The organism is Paraburkholderia sp. IMGN_8, from assembly GCF_038050405.1.
GTDB lineage: Bacteria > Pseudomonadota > Gammaproteobacteria > Burkholderiales > Burkholderiaceae > Paraburkholderia.
This window is the reverse complement of sequence record NZ_CP150901.1, coordinates 1,830,353-1,853,181: the sequence shown is the minus strand read 5'-3', so window position 1 is coordinate 1,853,181 and position 22,829 is coordinate 1,830,353. Positions and strand designations below refer to the sequence as shown.

Annotated in this window: 18 protein-coding genes and 1 pseudogene; 7 read left to right on the top strand and 12 right to left on the bottom strand. The window is 61.5% G+C overall.

What is annotated here, in order from left to right:
- Nucleotides 1-219: 219 nt before the first annotated feature.
- Together WN982_RS29515 and WN982_RS29510 are read right to left on the bottom strand one after the other, a co-directional pair.
- Nucleotides 220-1,167 (bottom strand): IS110 family transposase, encoded by a 948-nt coding sequence (locus WN982_RS29515; RefSeq protein WP_341312542.1) that lies wholly within the window; start codon nt 1,165-1,167, stop codon nt 220-222.
- Between the two features lie 676 nt (nt 1,168-1,843).
- Nucleotides 1,844-2,221 (bottom strand): annotated as a pseudogene (locus WN982_RS29510) (helix-turn-helix domain-containing protein); the annotation flags it as partial.
- A 313-nt stretch (nt 2,222-2,534) separates the two neighbouring features.
- Between WN982_RS29510 and WN982_RS29505 the strand changes: the two are divergent.
- Both WN982_RS29505 and WN982_RS29500 read left to right on the top strand, forming a co-directional pair.
- Nucleotides 2,535-3,752, top strand: a complete 1,218-nt coding sequence (locus WN982_RS29505) for a porin (RefSeq protein ID WP_341319097.1) — start codon at nt 2,535-2,537, stop codon at nt 3,750-3,752.
- A gap of 64 nt (nt 3,753-3,816) precedes the next feature.
- The gene (locus WN982_RS29500; RefSeq protein WP_341319096.1) at nt 3,817-5,175 is read left to right on the top strand and encodes an MFS transporter; all 1,359 of its coding nucleotides are present in this window, start codon (nt 3,817-3,819) and stop codon (nt 5,173-5,175) included.
- Between the two features lie 45 nt (nt 5,176-5,220).
- On the opposite strand, the gene WN982_RS29495 is transcribed toward WN982_RS29500, so the two are convergent.
- From WN982_RS29495 to WN982_RS29480, 4 genes are all read right to left on the bottom strand, one after another.
- Complete coding sequence (locus tag WN982_RS29495; protein ID WP_341319095.1) at nt 5,221-5,382, bottom strand: DUF4148 domain-containing protein; 162 nt, start codon at nt 5,380-5,382, stop codon at nt 5,221-5,223.
- Nucleotides 5,383-5,419: 37 nt separating this feature from the next.
- On the bottom strand, nt 5,420-5,659 hold the full coding sequence (locus WN982_RS29490; RefSeq protein WP_341319094.1) for a DUF6566 family protein: 240 nt from the start codon (nt 5,657-5,659) through the stop codon (nt 5,420-5,422).
- Nucleotides 5,660-6,204: 545 nt separating this feature from the next.
- On the bottom strand, nt 6,205-6,513 hold the full coding sequence (locus tag WN982_RS29485) for a DUF4148 domain-containing protein (RefSeq protein WP_341319093.1): 309 nt from the start codon (nt 6,511-6,513) through the stop codon (nt 6,205-6,207).
- Between the two features lie 195 nt (nt 6,514-6,708).
- Nucleotides 6,709-7,860: a porin gene (locus WN982_RS29480; protein WP_341319092.1), complete on the bottom strand. Its 1,152-nt coding sequence runs from the start codon at nt 7,858-7,860 to the stop codon at nt 6,709-6,711.
- 990 nt (nt 7,861-8,850) lie between these two features.
- On the opposite strand from WN982_RS29480, the gene WN982_RS29475 reads away from it, so the two are divergent.
- Nucleotides 8,851-10,749 carry a potassium transporter Kup gene (locus WN982_RS29475; protein WP_341319091.1) on the top strand — a complete coding sequence of 633 codons (1,899 nt, stop codon included), beginning with the start codon at nt 8,851-8,853 and terminating at the stop codon, nt 10,747-10,749.
- A 117-nt stretch (nt 10,750-10,866) separates the two neighbouring features.
- On the opposite strand, the gene WN982_RS29470 is transcribed toward WN982_RS29475, so the two are convergent.
- Nucleotides 10,867-12,375 (bottom strand): carbohydrate porin, encoded by a 1,509-nt coding sequence (locus tag WN982_RS29470; protein WP_341319090.1) that lies wholly within the window; start codon nt 12,373-12,375, stop codon nt 10,867-10,869.
- A gap of 90 nt (nt 12,376-12,465) precedes the next feature.
- Nucleotides 12,466-12,729, bottom strand: a complete 264-nt coding sequence (locus WN982_RS29465; RefSeq protein WP_341319089.1) for a hypothetical protein — start codon at nt 12,727-12,729, stop codon at nt 12,466-12,468.
- A 1,057-nt stretch (nt 12,730-13,786) separates the two neighbouring features.
- Between WN982_RS29465 and WN982_RS29460 the strand changes: the two genes are divergently transcribed.
- The gene (locus WN982_RS29460) at nt 13,787-13,927 is read left to right on the top strand and encodes a hypothetical protein (RefSeq protein WP_341319088.1); all 141 of its coding nucleotides are present in this window, start codon (nt 13,787-13,789) and stop codon (nt 13,925-13,927) included.
- Between the two features lie 116 nt (nt 13,928-14,043).
- Nucleotides 14,044-15,690 carry an NRAMP family divalent metal transporter gene (locus tag WN982_RS29455; protein ID WP_341319087.1) on the top strand — a complete coding sequence of 549 codons (1,647 nt, stop codon included), beginning with the start codon at nt 14,044-14,046 and terminating at the stop codon, nt 15,688-15,690.
- Nucleotides 15,691-15,747: 57 nt separating this feature from the next.
- Here the strand turns inward: WN982_RS29455 and WN982_RS29450 are convergent, their stop codons facing one another.
- Together WN982_RS29450 and WN982_RS29445 are read right to left on the bottom strand one after the other, a co-directional pair.
- The gene (locus WN982_RS29450) at nt 15,748-16,251 is read right to left on the bottom strand and encodes a lipocalin-like domain-containing protein (RefSeq protein ID WP_341319086.1); all 504 of its coding nucleotides are present in this window, start codon (nt 16,249-16,251) and stop codon (nt 15,748-15,750) included.
- A gap of 324 nt (nt 16,252-16,575) precedes the next feature.
- A complete protein-coding gene (locus tag WN982_RS29445; RefSeq protein WP_341319085.1) occupies nt 16,576-16,836 on the bottom strand; it encodes a DUF1488 domain-containing protein in 261 nt (86 codons plus the stop codon).
- Nucleotides 16,837-17,063: 227 nt separating this feature from the next.
- On the opposite strand from WN982_RS29445, the gene WN982_RS29440 reads away from it, so the two are divergent.
- Complete coding sequence (locus tag WN982_RS29440) at nt 17,064-18,557, top strand: MDR family MFS transporter (protein WP_341319084.1); 1,494 nt, start codon at nt 17,064-17,066, stop codon at nt 18,555-18,557.
- 64 nt (nt 18,558-18,621) lie between these two features.
- On the opposite strand, the gene WN982_RS29435 is transcribed toward WN982_RS29440, so the two are convergent.
- Entirely contained in the window at nt 18,622-19,545 is a 924-nt protein-coding gene (locus WN982_RS29435; RefSeq protein ID WP_341319083.1) for a LysR family transcriptional regulator, read from the bottom strand.
- A gap of 141 nt (nt 19,546-19,686) precedes the next feature.
- On the opposite strand from WN982_RS29435, the gene metE reads away from it, so the two are divergent.
- Nucleotides 19,687-21,993 carry a 5-methyltetrahydropteroyltriglutamate--homocysteine S-methyltransferase gene (metE, locus tag WN982_RS29430; RefSeq protein WP_341319082.1) on the top strand — a complete coding sequence of 769 codons (2,307 nt, stop codon included), beginning with the start codon at nt 19,687-19,689 and terminating at the stop codon, nt 21,991-21,993.
- A 68-nt stretch (nt 21,994-22,061) separates the two neighbouring features.
- Here the strand turns inward: metE and cobM are convergent, their stop codons facing one another.
- Entirely contained in the window at nt 22,062-22,787 is a 726-nt protein-coding gene (gene cobM / locus WN982_RS29425) for a precorrin-4 C(11)-methyltransferase (protein WP_341319081.1), read from the bottom strand.
- Nucleotides 22,788-22,829: the final 42 nt, after the last annotated feature.

The window sequence follows — 22,829 nt, the reverse complement described above, 5'->3', positions numbered from 1 at the left end:
GGGCACCTACTTTTCTTTGCAGCCGCAAAGAAAAGCAACCGTATTGGAAGTCAAGCGGCGAGCTGTCCCTCAAGGTGCGAATTGTCGGTCGTGGAGAGCATTTTGTGGGCGCGCGTAATCCTCGCGACCCGCACGATTGAGCAACCTGCAGAAGGTGGGCATGGGCGGCGTGAATGCTTGCGTTAAAAGCGCAACAGCCGGACGCAACCCTGCCGGAAGTCAGTCAGCCGATGGTCTCCAGGGTGTCGAGTTGTGGACCATGGCGTTGAGCGTGACGATGAGTTTGCGGATGCAGGCCGTCATGGCAACCTTGAACGGCTTGCCGGCGTTGCGCAGACGGTCATAGAACGCCCTGATGGTGGGGTTAAAGCGCAGCGCAGGCACGCAGGCCATGTACAGCGCGCGCCGCACGATGGCGCGGCCGCCCTGGATGCGACGCTTGCCGACATGCTTGCCGCTGTCGCAATTGAAAGGTGCGACGCCGGTGAGTGCGGCGATCTCGCGGCGGTTCAGCGAGCCGAGCTGGGGCATGAAGGCGATCAGCGTCGCGGCAGCGCCGGGGCCGATGCCGGGCACGGAGCGCAGCAGGTCTTCCTTCTGGCGCCAGGCAGGTGAAGAACGCAGGAACGAATCGATGTCATGATCCGCGAGCCTGAGCTGCTGTTTGAGCCACTTGATGTGATCGTTCAGGCTCCCGCGGGCTGCGGCATGGGCGCGCTCCAGGCGTGCTTTCTCGGCGACCAGCATGTCCATGAGCTGGGCCCGGCGCAGCAGCAGGGCCTGCAACTGCTCGGTCTGTACATCGTTCAGGGGGCGCACGACGGGCTTGATGGCAGCGGCGAATTGAGCAATGACAAACGCGTCGATGCGATCGGTCTTGGCGCGCGTGCCGGTGGCCCTGGCGAAGTCGCGCACCTGTCGGGGATTGACCGCGACAGCGGGCAGTCCGGCCTGACAGAGCGCCCTGAGTACGGCGAGCTCGAGCTTGCCGGTGGCCTCCATGACGATCAGTGTGGGATTGAGCGCGCCAAGGCGCTGGACCAGCTGGTCGATGGCGACGGTTTCATTGTCGACACTGAAATGTTCGGTGGTGTCGTGGATGGCGACATCGAGGGTGCTGCCGCTGACGTCGATGCCGATATAAACGGAAGAAGAAGGCTGGTTCATCACGGTACCCATACTTGCAGGAAAATACGAGCTCGGGGCTCAGTCAACTGTTCGGGTTAAGAGGATGAAAAGGACAGTCGCTCAGGCTTTTCTGCGGGCTCGAAGCACTTTAGGCAGACGAGCTGACTGTCCATGTGGCGACAACTGATCGGATCGGCGCCACAGGAGGGAATATACAAGTAGGCAAAAGAAAGCGGCTCAAACCGCTAGCTTTGAAGCGGGTCCCCTGGCTTGGAGGAGGTAGTTGAGCATCTGGAATCGGTGCCCTCGCACACTCCGCGTGAGTGACAAGGCTGTCATCCTTCCCGCCTCGCACTGCGTGCTCGCCGGAACGGTCTGCAAGGGGAACCATGGGCTTCGTTTGCGCGCGGTGGGTGCCATCGGCTTCGCCTCGGCTAGGCGCCGAATGCCTTATGGTTTGGAAGTGCCGCCAGCACGCTAGAGATGGCTAACGGTTCCATGCAGTACCGCAGGGCGCCAAACATGGCAGGCGGTTTGATGAAGTACCGCTACGGCGCGCGCAGCGCCGCCGGAAGTATGACTGCTTTGTCACTCACGCCGAATGTGCGAGGGCACCGATTCCAGATGCTCCACTATCCCGTCCAAGCCCTCAGGAATACCCACATCGTTGGCCTGATCGAGACCGAAGCTCGTCGCTTCGAAACCGATATGCGTCCTAGCCGTCAGGATTGCTGTCATCGCCGTACCGCATGCCATGGGTGCTGAGCAAGCGGTACAGCGTCGTACGGGAAATACTGAGGTCCCGCGCGGCGTCGCCGGCGCGTCCGCGATGACGCAGCAGAGCAAGTTCGAGTGCCTGCCGCTCGGCTGTTTCGCGTGCCTGCGCGAGCGTCACGGGAACAACCGCGACATGCTGCGAAAGCTCGAGATCACCAGCGCTGCTAGTGCGCCCTTCCGACATGACGATGGCGCGTCGAACCCGGTTGATCAACTCCCGCACATTGCCGGGCCACTCATAGTTGTGAAGCGCCGTAATCGCATCAGGAGAGAAGCCGTACAGGCGGTAGCTCGCATCCCTCCTGAAACGCTCCAGCGTGTGCAGGGCAAAGCGGACGTGGCGCTGCGCGGGCGGTGCAAACCGTCGAGAAATCAGTCTTGAATAGACAAATTGGACATTTGCCTGCCGGTGGCACGCGTCCATACGCCCCAACCGCACACTCGCGCCTGAAATTCAAGCCACGCGCAGGAGCGGGTTATCCCGCGTTGACGTTTCCATAACAAAGTATTTACAGTTCCGCCTGTTCGCATATTGAATCGTAGTTCTATATGCGAACAATCCGGACAATAAATACGACGACCGAATCACCAGACTTTCGTCACAGCTCGACACGGGAGAAACCACCGATATGAAGCACACCACCACCTTGACTCGGGTCGCCTGCGCGATCGCCGCACTCGCCGGTGCGCCCGCATTCGCGCAAAGCAGCGTCACGCTGTACGGCATCGTCGATACGGGTTTCGCGTATCAGAGCAGCCAGACGTCGCTCGGCTCGACAACGGGTGGTAAATCGAACTTCAAGATGGCTCAGGGTGTGTGGGCAGGCAGCCGTTTCGGCCTGAAGGGAGCGGAAGATCTCGGCGGCGGCACCAAGACGATCTTCCAGTTGGAATCCGGCTTCAATTCGGCGACCGGCGCACAGCAGTACACGAACGCGATGTTCGGCCGTCTGGCGTTCGTCGGCTTGACGAACCCGACCTACGGTACGTTCACCGCCGGCCGTCAATACACCGCGTACTACTCGCTGCTCTCGCCGTATAGCCCGACCACCTGGCTCACCGGCTTCTACGGCGCGCACGCGGGTGACGTCGATGCGCTCGACACGATCTACCGCGCAAACAATTCGCTGGTCTATACCTCGCCGAAGCTGTACGGCTTCACGTTCAGCGGCTCGTACTCGCTCGGCGGCGTGCCGGGCAGCCTGAACCGCGGCTCGACGTGGAGCGGCGCGGTCCAGTACCTCAACGGCCCGGTCGGCGTAGCGGTCGGCTTCATGCGGATCAACAATTCGACGGTAGGCGGCGGCGCCTTCGGCGCAGACTCGACCGTATCGAACAACGGCGCGCAAGCGGGCGTCTCGGCCGTCACCAACGGCTACCAGACGGCCCAGGCGCAGCAGCGCTTCGCGGTCACCGGCGGCTACAACTTCGGTAACGGCTGGGACGTGTCGGCTGCGTACTCGAATGTGCAGTACATTCCGGGGGTAGGCTCGAGCTTCCACGATACGGCGATCTTCAACACGGGCGGCGTCGTGCTGCACTGGAAGCCGTCGGTCGCATGGGACTTCGCAACCGGCTACAGCTACACGCGCGCCACGAAAGCGAACGGCATCACGAGCTCGGCGCAGTACCAGCAGGTCAACCTGTCCGAGTACTATGCATTGTCGAAGCGCACCGGGCTCTACGCGTTGCAGGCGTTCCAGCGCACGAACGGCAACACGCTTGGCACGGCAGGCTCGGGGCATATCATCACCGCCACCGCAACGATCGGCGACGGCTTCCAGAGCGCGCCGTCATCGTCGCGTAGCCAGTTCGCGGCAGGTGTCGGCATCGTGCACCGGTTCTAACCGGCGAAGATCGTAGAAAAAGCGGCTCGTTACGACGAGCCGCCTGCAGTCCAGGAGACAATTCATGAGCCGCAACGCTGCCGTCAACGTTCAAACCTTCATCAACGAGCACCCTTTTTCGCCGTTCCAGTGGCTCGTTTTTTTCATGTGTTTCATCGTCGTCCTGCTGGACGGTTTTGACACGGCCGCGATTGGCTTCATTGCGCCGTCGCTGATCGCGGAATGGGGCATCACCAAACCGGCGCTCGCCCCCGTGCTCAGCGCGGCGCTGTTCGGTCTGGCGTGCGGTGCGCTTGGCTCGGGGCCGCTGTCCGACCGGCTCGGCCGGCGCTCGTTGCTGCTCGGTTCGGTCCTGCTGTTTGGCGTGGCATGCCTCGGCTCGGCGTTCTCCACCAGCATCGGGCAACTGACGACGCTGCGCTTCATCACCGGCGTCGGTCTCGGCGCCGCCATGCCCAACGCCGTCACGATGATGGGCGAGTACTGCCCGGACCGCCGCCGCGCCACGGTGATCAATCTGATGTTCTGCGGCTTTCCGCTGGGCGCGGCGTTCGGCGGCTTTCTTGCCGCATGGATGATTCCGCATTTCGGCTGGCGCAGCGTGCTGGTGCTCGGCGGGACTACGCCGCTGCTGCTGTTGGTCGTGCTGCTGCTGAAAATGCCGGAATCCGTGCGCTACATGGTCGCGAACAACAAGCCAGTCGAGCGGATTCGCGCGGCGCTGACGCGGATTTCCGCCGAAGCGTCTCAGGCCGTTACCTTCGTGATGACCGAAAGTACGCCGCAAACCGGCGGCAAGGGCCTCGGCGTGGTGCTGTCGCGCTCGTACATCATTGGCTCCGTGATGCTGTGGATCGCGTACTTCATGGGCCTCGTGATTTTCTACGCGTCGATCAACTGGATGCCGATCCTGCTGAAGGACGCCGGCCTCACGCCGCAGCGCGCAACGCTGATCTCGGCTTTGTTCCCGCTCGGCGGCGTGGGCGCGGTGCTGTGCGGCGTGCTGATGGACCGCTTCAACGCGAACCGCATCATCGCGGCCTGCTATGCGCTGACCGCCGTGAGCGTCTACTTTATCGGCCAGGCGGTCGGCAACGTGGGGGCGCTGGTGTTCATCGTGTTCGTCGCGGGTGTGCTGATGAATACCGCGCAGTCGTCGATGCCGGCGCTGGCCGCTGCGTTTTATCCGACGCAAGGGCGCGGCACGGGCGTCGCGTGGATGCTGGGGATTGGACGCTTTGGCGGCATCGCGGGGTCGTTCCTGGTCGCCGAACTGACGCGGCGCCACTTCACGTTCGCCGGGATCTTCGCGACGGTAGCGGCGGCGGGTGTCATTTCTTGCATCGCCTTGCTGCTCAAGCAGGCTGCACGGCCGCACACGCCGGCGGTGCCAGCCTCGAAGACGGAGTCGTTCGGGCACTGAGCGGCGATAGGTCGTTGTGCGTGTGCCACCGCCCGTGGACCAACCTCAAGGCCGGGGAGCAGCCGTGAGACTCGGTGCGCCACCCGGCCCGGCAGGATCCGGGTTGCCAAACCGTGGAAGGCTGCCGTCCGTGCGGGCACGCGTTATCTCCGCTCGCACTTGTGCGCGTGTTTTTGGGCCCGAATCCGAAGCCGAAGCCGATGGCATGGCGCTCCCCCAATGTCATGCACTTGTCGAAAATCATCTATGCCTCGTCAGGCGGGGCCGCAAGCTTGTGGTCGATCAGGCGTGTGGCCCACTCCAATCCATCACGCACCGCTTCTTCCTGTGTCAGCCATTCTGGCTGGACCGTTTCGGGGCGGAATTCGGCGATTCTTTCCGCGGCCTGGCGCACGGTTACTTTTGCGCGCCACGCGCCGAATTTGTTTTGCTCCGGGTGGATTGTGATCTCGTAGCCTCGGTGCGTGAATGTGTGCGGGGGCATGGGGTGGGTTGTGCGGTTGGGGCTTCTAGTCTAGTGCGGATTGGAGGGGTTGGGTTTCTGTTCTGTATGCCTACGGCGTTGGCCTTTCCTTGATTTGTTATTGGTTTATTAGCGTTGCCCCTGTGCGGGGCGGCACCTACTTTTCTTTGTCCACCAAGTGGACTTCCTTCGGGGCGCCGGCCGCAAAGAAAAGTAGGCAAAAGAAAGCGGCTTTACACCGCTAATGCTAAGCGGGTCCCTCGCGCAATCGCGGTAGTGGTGCATCTGGAATCGGTGCTCTCGCACACTCCGCGCTTCTGACAAGGCAGTCATTCTTCCGGCGGCGCTGCGCGCGCCGCAGCGGTACTTCCGAAACTGTTGCTGGTTGTCGTTCTTCTTTCGTCCCACGCGAAAAAAACCCCGACCGTTTCCGGTCGGGGCCAACTCTCTCGCTCGCACACCAAGTACCGTGCGTGCATAAGTACTGTACCTGCGTCGATTGTGCGGATATATATGCCGCGCTGGAAGAGTCCTTTCCATTACTCGCGGCCACGCGCAACGCCGCTTCAACGGCTGTACATCGCGTTCCAGTCGGCGGTGGACACCGCGGGCCGGCCGGTTTGCGATGAGCCCGCGGCGCTGCCGCCGTAACCGCTCGTGTTGCCGTTCTGCGCAGCAACGCGGGCTTGCGCAGCCTGAATCGCGTCGGGATAATGCGCCTGGTCACCGTCGCCGACGTGATAGCCTGCCTTCTCAAGTTGAATCAGTTCCGCACGCACCTGTGCGCGCGTGATCGGTGAATTCGATTGTGCGAAAGCAGTGGCCGAAGCGGCAAGCGAAGCAGCAATAACAACGGCCTGAATCAAAGACTTCATGGTAAGACGACCTCCAATGACTGGTGTGGTGCGGCGCGTCGACGACTCTGTCCGCGACCGCTGAACCTAGTCTAGGCGTCCTCTCCTCGCGGAATAACGGGCGCGCATCGAAGGGATTGTTGTTGGATCTGGGGAAATCGCTTCGCCGCGCACCGCGCCGGGTCGGCAGTGCGCGGCGCGCTGCCAGTGCCCCGGTCAGAAGCGCGTGCGCAGGCCCACGGTGCCGACCACCTGATTGCCAGTCGAAGACGCACCGCCCGCCGTATTGATGAACGCCACGTAGCCGTGGCCGCTGACGTGCTGGTACATCGCTTCGGCGTACACGTCCGTGCGCAGCGACAGCGCGTAGACAGCCTGCAGGTTGACCTGATTCCATTTCGGATCGGCGCCGAAACTCGACGTGCCGTTCACGTGCGCGTTCGTGTACGTATAGGCCGCGCCAAGGCTCAGCGCAGGCGTCATCGCGTACTTGCCGTTCACTTCGTAGTTGTCGAAACGCATCGAACCGTGCGTCGCGCCGAACGAAGCGGTGTTCTGAAACTGGCTATGGGTGTAGACGAACCCCGCCGTCACCGGGCCGAAACCGTAGCTCAACGCGGCGCCGGCAGTGCGCTGAACATCGGCGCCGAGCTGGAAGCCGCCCGTGCCGTTCGCCGTCGATTCGGCGAGATCGACCGAACCGCCGGTGTTCGAGGTCGAGTTCGAACCGTTGATCTGCAGATACCCCGCGGCCGCTTTCAACGAACCCATGCTATAACTCACGCCCGCGCTGTACGCGCGGTTGACAGCGAAATCCGTGCTGTTCGAAAACGCGTAGAGGCCGCCGAACTTCAGACCGCCATAGTTGGCGCTCGTGTATTTGACGGCGTTGCTCATCCGCACCGAGTGATTCAGATTGTCGTTGTCGAACGGATGGGCGAAGCCGGTATCGCCGAAGGTGCCGGCCGTGCCGGACAGCGGCGCGACGAAGTCGACGAGCGAGTCGTATTGACGTCCGAGCGTCAACGTGCCGAACTGGTTGCTGCTCAAGCCGACGAAGGCCTGACGGCCGAACATCCGGCCGTTCTGGCCGAGCTTGCCGTTCTGCACGTTGTAGCCATTTTCGAGTACGAACAACGCCTTGAGGCCACCGCCCAGATCCTCGTTGCCGCGCAAGCCGAAGCGGCTGCCGTTGATGTTGCCGCTCGTCGCCTGTACCAGCGCGCCTTGCGAGCCTCCTTTCTTGACGTTGTTGGTGTATGCAATGCCTGCGTCGATGAGGCCATACAGCGTGACCGAAGTTTGTGCATGCGCCACCGTAGCGGCAAGTCCTGCAAACGCCGCGACTGCGGCGGAAATCTTTTTCACGTGAACGCTCCTGCGTAGCTGAAGTTTGGTGTTGAACAGCGACGGGAGTATAAAAACGCGGCCCCCAAGAACGGGTATCCGGCATTTGGAGCAGTCCTTTATAGATCGGAGAACAATCGTTCATCAATGTGCAGCAATCGAGATGCGGCACGCTTTTACGCGGCGCTTTCGGCACCCTCGGACGATGGCGCGGCAGCGATCAGGTTGCGTGCGAACAACAATCCGGCGTTCGATCAGCCTACGCGGAAATTGCCGACAAAGCAGTCGTTGACCAGTGCGCCTGACTATCCGCAAATGACGAGCGAGCAATCCCGGTATCGCCTGGGTCGACGCCGGGCAGCGCGTCATACCGCGCGCCGTCGACCCCATGCCCACACGCTGCTGTGAATTCACCAGGCGTTCTGAAAGGAAGGCGAGGTAGCATACGTGCGAAGGCGGCGAGTGCGGCACAGCCGGAGACGGCATCTGTCATCGCACCCCCTGCCTCATTCAGGCACAAAGTTGCTGCATCTTGTGCACTCTCGCTCAATCGCGCATTTCCGAGGTTTCGTTCGAATGAGTACCTATATCCTTCTGGGCGGCGGCTTCGGTGTGGCTTTACTCATCGCCATCTGGGGCATCTGGCGCTTGAGGTAACCTCAACGGCCGGTCATTGCGAAGCTGCGGCAAGCGTGCTGGCTCAACAGATGTCCGCATTCAACCAGTTCGCAAGCAGGCGTGGCAGACGAACACTGATCGCCTGCCATCTCGCGGGGAAAACCCTACCCTGCCTTCCGACATCGCGTCACACGCAAGTGCCAGGCCGTATGTTAAGAAATCCCCAAGTCTGGACGAGCGTCGATTAGCAAGCCGGCGCTCCATCCAGTTTTTCATCGGGTATTCGAGCAAGTGCGCAGGTCCGCCATTTGCACGATGCCCGCACTCAGCATGGACGTTGGCAAACCTCTCGAACAGGTGGCGGCCCAACATACATTCGACTTACGAAACCCTATGTCCTCTACTGCCGTTAGCACCGTTTCCCAAACGACCAAAGCAGCGCCAGGACTTGTGCTGGGCGCGATCGGCGTCGTATTTGGGGACATCGGTACAAGTCCGCTCTATACGCTACGGGAATGTCTGAAGGCTGCCGGCGGTGTCAGCCAGACCAATGTGTTCGGCATCGTGTCGCTGATACTCTGGTCCATCATCATCGTCGTTACATTGAAGTACGTCAGTTTTGTCATGCGCGCGGGCAATGATGGAGAAGGCGGCATACTGGCGCTCACTGCCCTCGCATCCGGCGTCGCACCTGCACGATTGCGCGAGTTGCTCCTGGTTCTCGGCGTATTCGGTGCGGCCATGTTTTATGGCGATTCAATGATTACACCCGCCATTTCGGTCATCTCCGCGGTTGAAGGCGTGACACTAGTCGACCCCCACCTCACCGAATGGATCGTTCCCATCTCGCTGGTCATTCTCACGTGTCTGTTCAAGCTGCAGAAACGCGGCACCGGTGCAGTCGGACAAGTGTTCGGGCCGGTGATGATCGTATGGTTTGTGACGTTGGCAGCGCTCGGCATATCGCATATTGCAACGCATACCGGTATCGTGCGAGCCGCGTCGCCGTTCTACGCAATGGCCTTTGTGGCGAAAGCGCCGGTGACGGCGTTTGTCGTGCTCGGCTCCGTGTTTCTTGCGCTGACTGGCGGCGAAGCGCTTTATGCGGACATGGGCCACTTTGGGAAAAAACCAATCCGGCTCGCGTGGCTGTTGCTCGTGCTGCCCAGTCTTGTTTTGAATTACTTCGGTCAGGCGGCGCTCGTACTCGAGAAACCTTCCGCAGTGGCGCAGCCGTTTTTTCAGTCGGCGCCAGACTGGGCGCTCATTCCCCTCGTGCTGCTCGCGACGGCAGCCACCATCATCGCGTCGCAAGCGGTGATTTCCGGCGCCTTCTCGATGACCAAGCAAGCTGTCCAGCTCGGCTTTCTGCCGCGCATCCCCGTGGTCCATACGTCGACGCATGAAATAGGACAGGTCTACGTACCGTTCATCAACGTTTCGCTTTACGCGGCGGTGGTGTTTCTCGTCGTGTTCTTCAAATCATCCGACAATCTGGCAGCCGCATACGGCATCGCAGTCGCATCGACGATGCTGCTGACGACTTTACTGATGTACTTCATCACCCACAGCCTGTGGAAATGGCACCCGCTTGTTACGGCAGCTGTGATCGGGCCGCTGGCGCTGGTCGACGCGGTGTTCGTCTCGAGCAATATCAGCAAGGTTCTTGAAGGCGGATGGTTTCCGCTGCTCGCAGGCGGCGTGCTTTTCACCGTGATGACCACCTGGCATCAGGGGCGCAGAACGGTGGTCGATCGTATGAAAAGCGACAACCTGCCCCTGGTTGGACTGATTCACTCCCTGTGCGATGGCGGACACCCGCCGCCTCGCGTCAACGGCACGGCGGTGTTTCCCGGCGGTGTGGTCGACATGGCGCCGAGCGCTTTTCTGCACAACCTGAAGCACAACGGGGTCATGCATCAGACCAACATCTTCCTGGCCGGTACGACGGACAACGTTCCTCATGTGCCGGACGACAAAAAAGTCGCCGTGACCGACCTGGGGCACGGATGTTATGCCGTCACGGTCCACCATGGTTTCATGGAGATTCCCAACGTCCCCGCCATTCTTGAACTGGCGCAAAAACAGATGCCGAACTGGCAGTATGAGCCGGCGGACACGTCGTTTTTCCTCGCGCGCGATACGATCGTAGCCACGGGTGCAAGCAAGGCAATGCCGCTATGGCGCGAGAAGCTGTTCGCATTTCTTGCGCGGAACGCAGCGCAGGCGGCGGAGTATTACAGCCTGCCTGCGAATCGCGTTGTGGAGATGGGTGGTCAGATTAACCTCTGACGCTACGGCGCCAGCGATGGTGCAATTCTGTCCATCGCTGGCGCGGGTGCAGGCCCCGAGCGCGGCCTGTCAGAACGCGAATCAAACCACGAATCAAACCACGAATCAGAACACGAATCAGAACACGATGTTGGTGCGCACACCCAGCACCAATTCATTGCCGACCCGTTGCGACGGATTCTCCGGATTCGGAATGCCGCCTGCCGGCCGGAACGCGTACTGGAAGTCCGCTTGCAACTGCCACCACGGGGTGACCTGATACTGATAGGTCGCCTCGACAATGGTTTCGGAACTGCGCGACGGATAGCCCGGCGTCGTCAGCGACGCCGTATCGCCGGCGAGCCCTTGCGCGTGAGAGCCGATCTTCGCGTAGCCCACGGCAAGCCCAACCACATCGTTGTCGCGTCCTTTGAAAGGCGCTTTTAGCGTGACGCCCGCATTCACACCCAGGTCGACCAGATTGCGATCGCCCGGTGCGCCCATGATCCGTGCGAAGACGCCCACCGATTGCGGGCTGTCCGCGCTCGGCCGCCAGACCATCTGGTCGGCAACGGCATAAAAGCTATAGTTGCCCCGGTGGCTCGCCGCCACGCCTGTGCTCGCCGGACTCGCAAGCGATTGCCCGGCGGTATCGAACCGCGGGTCCGCAAAACGCTGCGTGTTGTACCAGAAGCCCAGCTTGTAGGTTCCGGGCAGACCGGCCGGTTGCGCGGCCGATGCATCGGCCGGCGGCTGGTTGATCGCATACTGCACCTCGCCGATGAATAGCGCGCCGTTGTGCAGATTGAAGTTCGTCCCGTGATTATTCAGCTGCTGCGGATCGCCAACATCGCTGCCTGCCGGATTGCCGTCGAACACGCCTGCCAGCACGGTCAACGCGTCAGACGGTTTGGCGCGTACACGCACGCCCAGCGACGAAAGCGGATACGCCGGGCCGCCGGCAGGCATATCGACCGAAGGCAGGATTGGCCATCCGAACGTCAGGTTCATGAACGCGTTCGCGTACTGGCTCACCATGAATTCCTGATCGAGACTCTGCTGCCCCACCTTCACATCCACCTTGCCCGCCAGCAGCGACTGCTGATACCAGAGCTCCCACAGCCGCGTCGTGTCCTCGGCCTCGATGCCGCTCGCGCTTTGCAGGGTCAGCAGGTTGCGTTGGCTGAGACTGGTGCCGTGAATCTGCAGCCCTGACACGTTGAAGGTGCCGCCCGGCAAGCCAAATGCCTTCTGTGTATCGACGACCACGCCGAACTGGGTCAAGCCATCATAGGCGCCGCCGCGCTTCACGCCGCCGGACAGATTGTTCAGATACTCGCTGGTTTCCTGAAGATTGACGGTAATACCGTAGTTGCCGAGCCACGGACGCAGCCCGCCCATATCGCCGAACAGATTCGCGCGGTCCCAGAACCCGGTCGGCGCAGGCGGCGTCTGGTCCGCCTTTGCCGCAGTATTGTCGGCGGCCGACGGGGACGATGACGGCGCGGCCTCAGCCGGCGTAGCTGCCGGCGCGGCGTCACCGCTCGTCTGGGCGAGAGCCGGCTGCACAACGCCGAGAGAGAGCAGCAAGGACAGGCTGATGGGACCACCGGACATCAGGATTGTGGTTTTCAGGTTCTTTTTCATGGCAGGTGAGAGCAAGGTTATCGTGCGGAGTAGTCTTGTTCTATGGATATGAACACGCGGCTTGTGGCGGGATCGTGAACCCGCCTCCACTCAGGAGAACCACCAGCTCAGCCGTAACGTACGGTTCAGTTCGTTACCGACTGACGAGGTGGACAACATCGCGACCAGCGCGACGGCAGCAACCGTAATTGCCACAATCGCGTAGCCGGTGGGCGTCAAGGGGCCGCCAACATGGCCCACTCGCGCCGCCCAATTCGTGCGGATATGAGAATGCAGCGCCCGGCAGACGAGGCGCTGAAGGCGTGGCGAATGCACCGTGCCACCACAAAACGTAACAAATGATTTGACGAACATAAGCTCACTCCCGTCCAGCCCGGCGAGGCCGGGCGACGTGCGCAGATGTGACTGCGCGTGACTGCGTCTCGCAAGCGGAGTTGCGACAGGCGGCCAAACAGAGAGAGCGTGCTGCTGACAGACCGGCAGAAAGCCAGTCAGTGATGAAGCGCGCTAACCCGACCAAAGCGAGTTAGCGGCGAAGGAGTGTTCCTGCGGCGGCTATCTCGCGGTTACTTCGCCGGCACAGGCCGGCATCGGACTTCCACTACTAGAGCATGTGTCCACGAGGGACTCCTTTTGATAAGACGGGCGGATTGTATTCGGCTCCTGTTCAGAACCGCAAGTAAAAAAAGCATAAAGGCATCGCACTCCGAATCGACCGGCCCCGCCCTCATACATGAGGCCGCTTTCGTCTTGACGGCGGCGCACCATTATTTTCATTTGCCTTTCATTGCTGTCATTTTCATTTGCGCAGCGCGCGCGGAAAGTTATATTGGCTCTGCTTAACGAATCCTGTTGACTTTGGAATAAAACGCCGCCTAAAATTCGCGCATCTTCACAAGCGGGGCGAATGCCTTGGACACCTGCAGTAGTCGACCTTCGAACAGTTTCGCTGCCTGACCGGCAGGACGTCCGCGCTCTCTTCATCCAGCCGCCGTCTTGCCTTAAGGCAGACGGTGCGCGCCGTAGTAACCCTCTCCGTGCACCTTAAATAGCGCCATATGGCCGTTGCGATGACGCACGTTCGTATGGCACCGCGTCGCGAGCATCCACTCGCGGCTGCGTCCGTTCGCGCCCTTTCGATTTAACGGCGCGAGTGGACGCGTGGATAAACGCGTGCTTAGCAAACGCTTAGCAGACGCACGTACGAACGCCGATAAGGAGCCGCCATGCCGGACAGTGACAGTTACCCCATATGCCGCTCACCTTTATTTTTGCTTTTGCCCAAGGAAAGCGAGTAGACCTTCGTTGCTGCGCGTGATGCGCACGACCTCTCCGTCTGCTGGCTTTCCGCGAACCGCGTCAAGCCACGCGCTAAGCCACGCGTTTAGCGATATACGCACGGAGAAATATCATGACCTTCGGCCTCCTTCTGTCGCAACTGCCGCAAGTCCAGGAATCACGCGTCCACTACGACGCCATGCTTGCCCTGCGCGCACCTGACCCGCAGAAATTCGCCGCCTACTGGCAGCGTTTCAAGCTTCTCCTTTCCTAAGTTCGCGCCCTTTTCCGTCATACGCAAGCAACGCCGTCGTTACACGACTCACGTCCTTACGTATGCCGGAGCTGCGCATTTTCCTCCAAAAAACCAGACTCAGAGAAGAAACCAAAATGTCTACTCCAACGCAAGTTTCAACCACGCGGAGCGCCGTGCTCGACTCCGCGCACGTCGGCGACATCAGGGGTGCCTTGGGCACCATCGCCCATCACGACACCGCACCGCGCAACAACTGGTGGGCGCGCTTTCGCACACTGCTGGCCATCCTCGGTCCGGGCCTTATCGTGATGGTCGGCGACAACGATGCGGGCGCCTTCGGCACCTATACCCAGGCCGGGCAAAACTACGGCACCACGTTGCTGTGGACCATGCTGCTGCTGGTGCCGGTGCTCTTCGTCAACCAGGAAATGGTGCTGCGACTGGGCGCCGTGACCGGTGTCGGCCATGCGCGCCTCATCTTCGAACGCTTCGGCAAATTCTGGGGTGCGTTCAGCGTCATCGACCTGTTCATTCTCAATGCGCTGACGATCGTGACCGAATTCATCGGCATCACGTTTGTGCTCGACTTCTTCGGCCTCTCCAAGATTGCCGGCGTTTGCATCGCTGCGGCGCTGACCATGGCCGCCGTCAGTACGGGAAGCTTCAGACGCTTCGAACGCTTCGCCATCGTGCTGTGCCTGCTGAGTCTGTTGCTCGTGCCGGTGCTGGTGTCGATTCATCCGCCGGTTGGCCAGATGACGCGCGATTTCCTCATCCCGGGCTGGCCCGCGCATTCGAAGCTGAGCGATGTGATGCTGCTGGTCATCGGTATCGTCGGCACCACCGTTGCGCCGTGGCAACTGTTTTTCCAGCAAAGCTACATTGTCGACAAACGCATCACGCCGCGCTTCATGAAGTACGAGAAAGCGGACCTGTGGATCGGCATTGTGTTCGTGCTGATCGGCGCCGTGGCGATGATTTCGTTCTGCGCCGCGCTGTACGCCGGCAAGCCCGAGTTCGGCAATTTCACGGACGCGGGTGGTGTGATTGCAGGCCTGGAGAAATACGCAGGCCGGACGTCGGCCGTCCTGTTTGCCGTGGCCCTGCTTGACGCCTGCATCATCGGCGCTGCCGCGGTGTCACTGTCGACTGCGTACGCCATCGGCGACGTGTTCAGGATTCGCCACTCGCTGCATCGTCCCGTGTCGGACGCCAAGGGTTTCTATCTCGTGTACTTCGGCATCGTTGCCGCCGCTGCGGCGCTGGTGCTGATTCCCGGCAGCCCGCTTGGCCTGCTGACCGAAGCGGTGCAGACACTCGCAGGCGTGCTGCTGCCTAGCGCCACCGTATTTCTGCTGCTGCTGTGCAACGACAAGGCCGTGCTTGGCCCGTGGGTCAATTCGAAGAAGCTCAATCTGTTCACGGGGGCCGTTGTCTGGGTGCTGGTGATGCTGTCCATCATCCTGACTGCCTCGGTGATGTATCCGGATATCACCGGCGAAACGATTCTCGAAATACTCGCCGGCGGGACGCTGCTGGCCGTCGTCGGCTACGCCGCCACGGTCGGGATTCGAAAACTTCGTCGCGAAACCGCGGACGCAGACGTGCACACGTATCCGAAGAACGCCCGCGATACGTGGCGCATGCCGCCGCTGGAAGAACTGCCGCCGCCGAACCTCACGCTGTCCAAGCGGGTCTGGATGGGCGTGCTGCGCGGCTATCTGGTGCTGGCTGTCGCACTTGTTATCGTGAAGGTAGTGCAAATGACGTTCCTGAAATAAGCCGCCATAAGAACAGAGCCGCCGCCCAAAAAGCGGCGGCTTTGTTTTGTACGCTGCCTATTTCATTCGTTGCCACACGACTTTCGACGATCCATATCCGAAGGCTCCAGGCGTGATGTACGTCAGACGATCACCGTCAATCGTGAATGGTCGCCGTTGAACATCTGCATCCCAGTTCGGAAAGGTGCTTTTCTGGATATGGAAAACGATAACCTGCCCTGCTGAGTCAACGGTATAAGTGCCGAAATGCGCGACGTTGCCCCGGATGATTTTTTCGTTCTCTTCGGCCGTGCCTAGCTGCCGGTTACCCGACGCAAATTTCGGCAGGTCGGCGCGTAGCACCACCAGAACATAGCGGCCGTCGCTGCCGAAGATGAGTTGCCCTTCCGGATGCGGCCCCAGCAATTCCACGTCATTGCCGCTCTTTGCCACGGTCAACGAGACCAGCGACCACGAACCCACCACGCTGGCTGCGGCCTGGGCAAAAGCCTTGGGTACGGGCGCACACGCGGCGGCAATCGTCATCGCGATAGCGGCCATGGTTTTGAGCGCTGGTTTCATGACGTCCTCCGCGCGCGAGGACCTGAAGTCAGACGAATCCGTCGCGCTTCGCTAACACTTGCGTAAAGATTCGCCGCAATTGCGCGGCGCGCCGGCCGGATCCCTCTCGCATGTTGTCCCCGCGTTTGGCGCAAGACGATCACTTCGGCGAGAGAAAGCGGATTTCCTTCTGGTGGTTTGTAAAGCGTAGGTAGTTTGTGAAGCGTAGGCGCTTTCCTGACGAAAATCTATCGCGTTGGCTATTGCGTTTATCCCCGCGCCGGTCTGGTCCGACGCGACAGCACCGGACCTCACACCGTTTAAAGGTTTAGCAACCGCACGGCCTCAATTGAAATCGCCGGTCTCGAGTTCCACGGACCGTCCGCCGTTTCTTTCGAGCACCCGCCGCGTAGCGTTTTCAATCTGCGCGCGGTTTGCCTCGAATGTACCGACGAGATTGTGAGCAGATGTGCCGTCGTTGCCGAAATGGTCGTTCAAGGCATCGAGCGATACGCTGCACCAGACGTCGGCCCCATCAACGTTGGCTTCGAAGGCAACGCGCGCAGCCGCCACCACTTCGCGGCGTCCGGTGAATTCGATCCTCATGATTACCCTCCATCTGTCGAAAGAAAAGCGTTGAACGTGCAAAGCTGCCGTGCCTGCTGTGCCGCACCATAACGCCTCACGTGCAGCGCACATTCTCCGCAAGGTGCATACTCGACATCGGCCGCATTCGTGCGGCCGCGCTTATGCGTCGCGGCGCTCATGCTCCCCCTCGTGCCACCTGCCGCGCCGCCTGACGTGTCTAACATCCTAATCCTATCTATCGGCCCATGTCCCGCAACCCGCAATCGTCGCGTCCTCTTGTCATTGCCGCCGTCATGGCTTCGATGGCGATGGTCGCCATCGAAGCCACCATCGTTTCCACCGCCATGCCGCAGATCGTCGCGCAGCTCGGCGATCTGCATCTGTATAGCTGGGTCTTTTCGTCGTTCCTGCTCACCCAGACCGCCATGACCGTGGTGTTCGGCAAGCTCGCCGACCTGTATGGGCGCAAACCCGTCATGCTCGCCGGTATCGCGATCTTTCTGCTCGGCTCGGTGCTCGCCGGCTTCGCATGGTCGATGCCCGCGATGATCGTATTCCGGCTGATCCAGGGCGTGGGCGCCGGGGCGATCCAGCCGGTCACGCTGACGATCGTCGCCGACCTCTATCCCGCGCGCGAACGAGGCAAGGTGCAAGGCTATCTGGCGAGCGTATGGGCCATTTCGGCAGTGGTTGGGCCGATGCTGGGCGGCTTCATCATTCACGACCTGTCGTGGGCCTGGATCTTCTGGATGAATGTGCCGATCGGCCTCGCGTCGGCGGCCGGCTTTATCGCGTTCCTGCGCGAATCGGAGCGGCATGCCCGCCCGTCGATCGATTTCGCCGGCGCGGCGCTTTTCATGGCCGCGATTGCAGCGCTGATGATGTCGCTGACTTACGCCGGCAACGACGACATCACGAAGGCATCGATCGCGGGCGGCGCGTTCATGCTGTGCGTGCAGATCTTCGCGATGCAGGAGCGCCGCGCCACCGAACCGATGATCTCCTTCGCGCTCTGGAGCCGCCGGCCGATTGCCGCGTGCAATGGCGCGACCCTCCTGTCCGGCATGATCCTGATGGGCGCCACCACCTTCCTGCCGATGTACGTGCAGGGCGTGCTGCATCGTTCGCCCGTGGTCGCCGGTCTGGCGCTCACGATGATGATGGTGGGCTGGCCGGCAGGCGCGACGCTCGCGGCGAAATCGTTTCACCGCATCGGGCTGCGGCGCATTCTGATCGGCGGCAGCGCGTTTGTGCCGCTCGGCGCGGTGTTACTGCTGGTGCTCTCGCCCGGCAGCTCGCCGCTGATCGCCGCGCTCGGCTCGCTCATCATAGGCTTCGGCATGGGCACCTCGAGCGTGAGTTCGCTGGTGCTGATCCAGGAGATCGTCGAAATGAACGAGCGCGGCAGCGCCACCGCGTCGAATCTCTTCTCGCGCAATCTCGGCAGCACGCTCGGCGCGACGCTGTTCGGCGCGGTGCTCAACTTCGGCCTTAGTCACTCGAAGAACATCGCCGCGGTCACGTCGGATCAGTTGAAAGCGCTGCTGCAGAATCAGACGGCGAGTCTCGGCGATAGCGATGCGATCCGCCAGGTGCTGCATCAGTCGCTTCACCTGACGTTCACGTCGATTTTCGCAATCGCGATTTTTGTCGTGGTGCTGCTGGCCTTCGTCCCTGCGATCAACATCGGCGCGGCTAAAAAGGTCCCGGTCAAAGCGCTGTCACCGCTAGAAGACTGACGCCGCCACGGTTCTGCCGCTGCGTGCGCGGCTACGAACGGCTGGCAGGCAGCACCGCCGCGGCTTAGGCTTGCCCTGCCAGTAATTCAATTCCGTCCAACTGCGCCGCGCAAATATCGCGCACGATCGTAACGAAGTCGCCGAAATAAGGCCGGCTTGCAAAGCCTTTGGCTACCACTGCATAGAGCTCGCTCCACAAGCCTTGCGCGCCGACACGTTTGGCCAGCACGTAGTCGTGATCGACATAATTTTTCACGCCCCAGTTCGGCAACGCCGCAATCCCGCGGCGGCTCGCCACCAGTTGCATGATCGCAATGGTCAGTTCGGCCGTGCGCCGCTCCAGCTTGATACCTGCCGGCTCAAGCACTTCGCGGATCAGATCGATGCGCGCTTCGGGCACCGGATAGGTAATCAGCGTCTCGTCGCGCAGGTCGTCCGACACCACGCGGCGCTTATTGCGCAAACGGTGCTCGTTGGCCATCACCACCAGAATCTCGAAGCGGAACAACGGCGCGATATGCAGGCTGCGCCTGGTGGCCGGTTTCGAACCGATCACCAGGTCAGCCTTGCCGTCGCTCAGCAGGCGCAGCGGATCCGCATGAAAACCCGCGACCAGATCGACTTCGACCTCGGGCCAGCGCCGGCGGAATTCGTCCATCACCGGCATCAGCCAGTCGAAACAGGTGTGGCATTCCAGCACGATGCGCAGCTCGCCGCGCGTGTTGCCTTTCAGGCGGACGAGATCGCGCTCGGCCGCACTGACCGCCGCGATCGTCTCGCGACCCAGCGCCAGCAGCCGCTCGCCGGCCGCGGTGAAGCGCAAACCCTGCTTGGTGCGCTCGAATAGCGACACCTCGTAATGCGCTTCGATATCGCGGATCTGATGCGACAACGCAGACTGGCTCAGATGAACGCGTTCGGCCGCCGCCACCAGCTTGCCGGAATCGGCGATGGCGATCAGCGAACGCAAATGGCGAAGCTCAAGCATGCCGGCGCTCCGCGGTAGAAAAGCTCGAAGTGGGTTGGATATGAATATCGTTCATACATTGGTGAAAACATGTCGCTTGATGAATCATAGCGCGACTTTCAAACTGGGCGCCAATTCAAACAACGCATGGAAGGAATCCACATGGCCCGCACGCACATCCCCGGTTTTCCGCGCATCGGCGCGCAGCGTGAACTGAAGTTCACGCAAGAATCGTTCTGGCGCGGCGAATCCGACGAAACCTGTCTGCGCGGCGTCGCGAGAGATCTGCGCGCGCGTCATTGGCGGTTGCAGCGCGACGCAAAGCTGGATTTCGTCACCGTCGGCGATTTCGCCTACTACGATCAGATGCTCAACCTGAGCGCGTTGCTCGGCGCATTGCCGGAGCGCTTCGGCTTCGATCCGGAGGCTTTATCACTCGGCCAGTACTACGAACTCGCGCGTGGCAATCAAGCGCAACCTGCGATGGAGATGACCAAGTGGTTCGATACGAACTACCACTATCTCGTGCCGGAACTGGGACCGGATACGACCTTCGACGGCGGTGTCGAGTGGTTTTTCGATGAGATCGACGAAGCGCTCGCGCTGAATCTTCCGGTCAAGCCGGTGTTGGTCGGGCCGATCACGTATCTGTGGCTGTCGAAGAGTCATGTCGCCGGATTCGACCGTTTAGCGCTGCTGCCCAAGCTCGTGATCCGCTACAGCCGCATTCTGGACAAGCTCAAGCAACGCGGCATCGAGTGGGTGCAAATGGATGAACCGGCGTTGTGCGTCGATTTGCCTGCCGAGTGGCTCGAGGCATTTTCCGCAGCCTATGACGTGCTCGGCACCTCAGACGTCAAGGTGCTGCTGGCCACCTACTTCGAAACCGCCGCAGACCACGCGCAGCGTGTCGCGAAGCTGCCGGTCGCGGGCGTCCACATCGATCTGGTGCGCGCGCCGCAACAGCTCGCTGCATGGCACGTGGCGTTGCCCGCGAACGCGGTGTTGTCGGCGGGGGTGATCGACGGCCGCAATATCTGGCGTGCGGATCTCGGCGGCATCGTCGAGTCGTTGCAGGCGCTGCATGCGGAGCGTGGCGAGCGTCTATGGGTCGCATCGTCGTGCTCGCTGCTGCATGTGCCGGTCTCGCTCGACGCGGAGAAAAAGCTCGGCGCCGACCTGAAATCCTGGCTCGCGTTCGCCACTGAAAAGCTCGATGAAGTCAGCACGATTGCGCTGGCTTTGCGCGATCCGGCCGCCGCTGAACCCAGGCTCGCCGCCGCGGACCTGGCGCTCGAAGCACGCCGCCACTCGAGCGCGGTGGTCAATGCGTTGGTGCAAAAACGCGTCGCTGCCGTGACCGTGGCGATGGCGGAGCGCAAGAGCCCGTTCGCCGAACGCAACCGCGTGCAGCGCGACGCGCTCGAGCTGCCGCCACTGCCGACCACCACGATCGGCTCGTTCCCGCAAACGCCGGCGATCCGTCAGGCGCGCGCGGCCTACAAACGCGGCGAACTGCGCGCGCTCGACTATCTGCAACGCATGCGCGCCGAAATCGAAATCGCCGTGCGCAAGCAGGAAGAACTGGGGCTCGACGTGCTAGTGCATGGCGAGGCCGAGCGCAACGACATGGTCGAATATTTCGGCGAACAACTGTGGGGCTATGCGTTCACGGAGAACGGCTGGGTGCAGAGTTACGGCTCACGCTGCGTGAAACCGCCGATCATCTATGGCGACGTCTATCGCCCCGAACCGATGACGGTCGAGACCACCCGTTACGCGCAATCGCTGACGCAGCGCCTGATGAAGGGCATGCTGACCGGCCCGGTAACGATGCTGCAATGGTCGTTCGTGCGCGACGACCAGCCGCGCGCCACCACCGCGTTGCAACTCGCACTCGCGATCCGCGATGAAGTGGTCGACCTCGAAAAAGCCGGCATCCGCATCATTCAGATCGACGAACCGGCATTCCGCGAAGGCTTGCCGTTGCGCAAGTCCGATTGGGCCGCGTATCTGGAATGGGCGACCCGTGTGTTCCGCATTTCGGCGGCGGGTGTCGCCGATGAGACGCAAATTCACACGCACATGTGCTATTCGGAGTTCAACGACATTCTGCCGTCGATCGCCGCGATGGACGCCGATGTCATCACGATCGAAACCTCACGCTCGGCGATGGAACTGCTCGACGGCTTCGGCAAATTCGCGTATCCGAACGAGATTGGACCGGGCGTCTACGATATCCATTCGCCGCGCGTGCCGAGTGCCGAAGCGATGCAGCGGCTACTGGAACGCGCGTGCGAAGTGATCCCCGCCGAACGCTTGTGGGTCAATCCGGATTGCGGGCTGAAGACGCGCGGCTGGCCTGAAACGGAAGCAGCGTTGACCAATATGGTTCAGGCGGCCAAGGCATTGCGCGTGAAGCTGGCGGTGAAGCAGGTAAATGAGCAGGCTGATGAGTTGACAGCGTGATTTGATGTTCGCACAGCCCATCCGTGAACCGTCGTTGCGGCCGGATGGGCTGTGCCGACGTGTACAGGTCAGTCCTTCGCGTACAACGTGGACGCCGCGAACCCTTCCGCGGCCAGCACCTGCCCCACCAGAATCAGCGCGGTGCGCTCGATATGGGTCGATTGCACTTTGCCGACGATGTCGTCGAGCGTGCCTGTGAGCTTTTCTTCATCCGGCCAGCTCGCGCGATAGATCACCGCGATCGGACAATCGCCGCCGTAATGCGGCCGCAATTCGTCGACGATGCGCGCCAGATGCCGCACGCCGAGATGAATCGCCATCGTCGCGCGATGCCTTGCCAGGTCGCCGAGTTGCTCGCCTTCGGGCATCGTCGTTTTGCTGGCGTAGCGCGTCAGGATCAGCGTTTGCGAAATGCCCGGCAGCGTGAGCTCACAGCCGAGCGCCGCCGCGCACGCGGCGGTCGCGGTCACGCCGGGCACGATCTCGTACGGGATGTCCAGTTCGCGCAGTCTGCGGATCTGCTCGCCGATCGCGCCGTATAACGAAGGGTCGCCGGAATGCACGCGCGCCACATCCTGGCCCTTCTCGTGCGCTGATTTGAGTAACGCGACGATCTGATCGAGGTCGAGGTCGGCGGTATTGACGACCTCATCAGCGGCATGACCTTCCAGCACGGCGGCCGGCACGAGCGAACCCGCATACAGGATCACCGGACAACTGCGCACGAGGCGCTGCCCTTTCACCGTGATCAATTCCGGGTCGCCGGGACCCGCGCCGATAAAAAACACCGTCATTCAATACTCCGTGATTCATTCGGTCGGCACGTCATCGACGCG

What these genes read in the sequence shown, in the direction of transcription:
- WN982_RS29515 (WP_341312542.1), bottom strand. Translation starts at nt 1,167, where the DNA reads ATGAACCAGCCTTCTTCTTCCGTTTATATCGGCATCGACGTCAGCGGC.
- WN982_RS29505 (WP_341319097.1), top strand. Translation starts at nt 2,535, where the DNA reads ATGAAGCACACCACCACCTTGACTCGGGTCGCCTGCGCGATCGCCGCA.
- WN982_RS29500 (WP_341319096.1), top strand. Translation starts at nt 3,817, where the DNA reads ATGAGCCGCAACGCTGCCGTCAACGTTCAAACCTTCATCAACGAGCAC.
- WN982_RS29495 (WP_341319095.1), bottom strand. Translation starts at nt 5,382, where the DNA reads ATGCCATCGGCTTCGGCTTCGGATTCGGGCCCAAAAACACGCGCACAA.
- WN982_RS29490 (WP_341319094.1), bottom strand. Translation starts at nt 5,659, where the DNA reads ATGCCCCCGCACACATTCACGCACCGAGGCTACGAGATCACAATCCAC.
- WN982_RS29485 (WP_341319093.1), bottom strand. Translation starts at nt 6,513, where the DNA reads ATGAAGTCTTTGATTCAGGCCGTTGTTATTGCTGCTTCGCTTGCCGCT.
- WN982_RS29475 (WP_341319091.1), top strand. Translation starts at nt 8,851, where the DNA reads ATGTCCTCTACTGCCGTTAGCACCGTTTCCCAAACGACCAAAGCAGCG.
- WN982_RS29470 (WP_341319090.1), bottom strand. Translation starts at nt 12,375, where the DNA reads ATGAAAAAGAACCTGAAAACCACAATCCTGATGTCCGGTGGTCCCATC.
- WN982_RS29465 (WP_341319089.1), bottom strand. Translation starts at nt 12,729, where the DNA reads ATGTTCGTCAAATCATTTGTTACGTTTTGTGGTGGCACGGTGCATTCG.
- WN982_RS29460 (WP_341319088.1), top strand. Translation starts at nt 13,787, where the DNA reads ATGACCTTCGGCCTCCTTCTGTCGCAACTGCCGCAAGTCCAGGAATCA.
- WN982_RS29455 (WP_341319087.1), top strand. Translation starts at nt 14,044, where the DNA reads ATGTCTACTCCAACGCAAGTTTCAACCACGCGGAGCGCCGTGCTCGAC.
- WN982_RS29450 (WP_341319086.1), bottom strand. Translation starts at nt 16,251, where the DNA reads ATGAAACCAGCGCTCAAAACCATGGCCGCTATCGCGATGACGATTGCC.
- WN982_RS29445 (WP_341319085.1), bottom strand. Translation starts at nt 16,836, where the DNA reads ATGAGGATCGAATTCACCGGACGCCGCGAAGTGGTGGCGGCTGCGCGC.
- WN982_RS29440 (WP_341319084.1), top strand. Translation starts at nt 17,064, where the DNA reads ATGTCCCGCAACCCGCAATCGTCGCGTCCTCTTGTCATTGCCGCCGTC.
- WN982_RS29435 (WP_341319083.1), bottom strand. Translation starts at nt 19,545, where the DNA reads ATGCTTGAGCTTCGCCATTTGCGTTCGCTGATCGCCATCGCCGATTCC.
- metE (WP_341319082.1), top strand. Translation starts at nt 19,687, where the DNA reads ATGGCCCGCACGCACATCCCCGGTTTTCCGCGCATCGGCGCGCAGCGT.
- cobM (WP_341319081.1), bottom strand. Translation starts at nt 22,787, where the DNA reads ATGACGGTGTTTTTTATCGGCGCGGGTCCCGGCGACCCGGAATTGATC.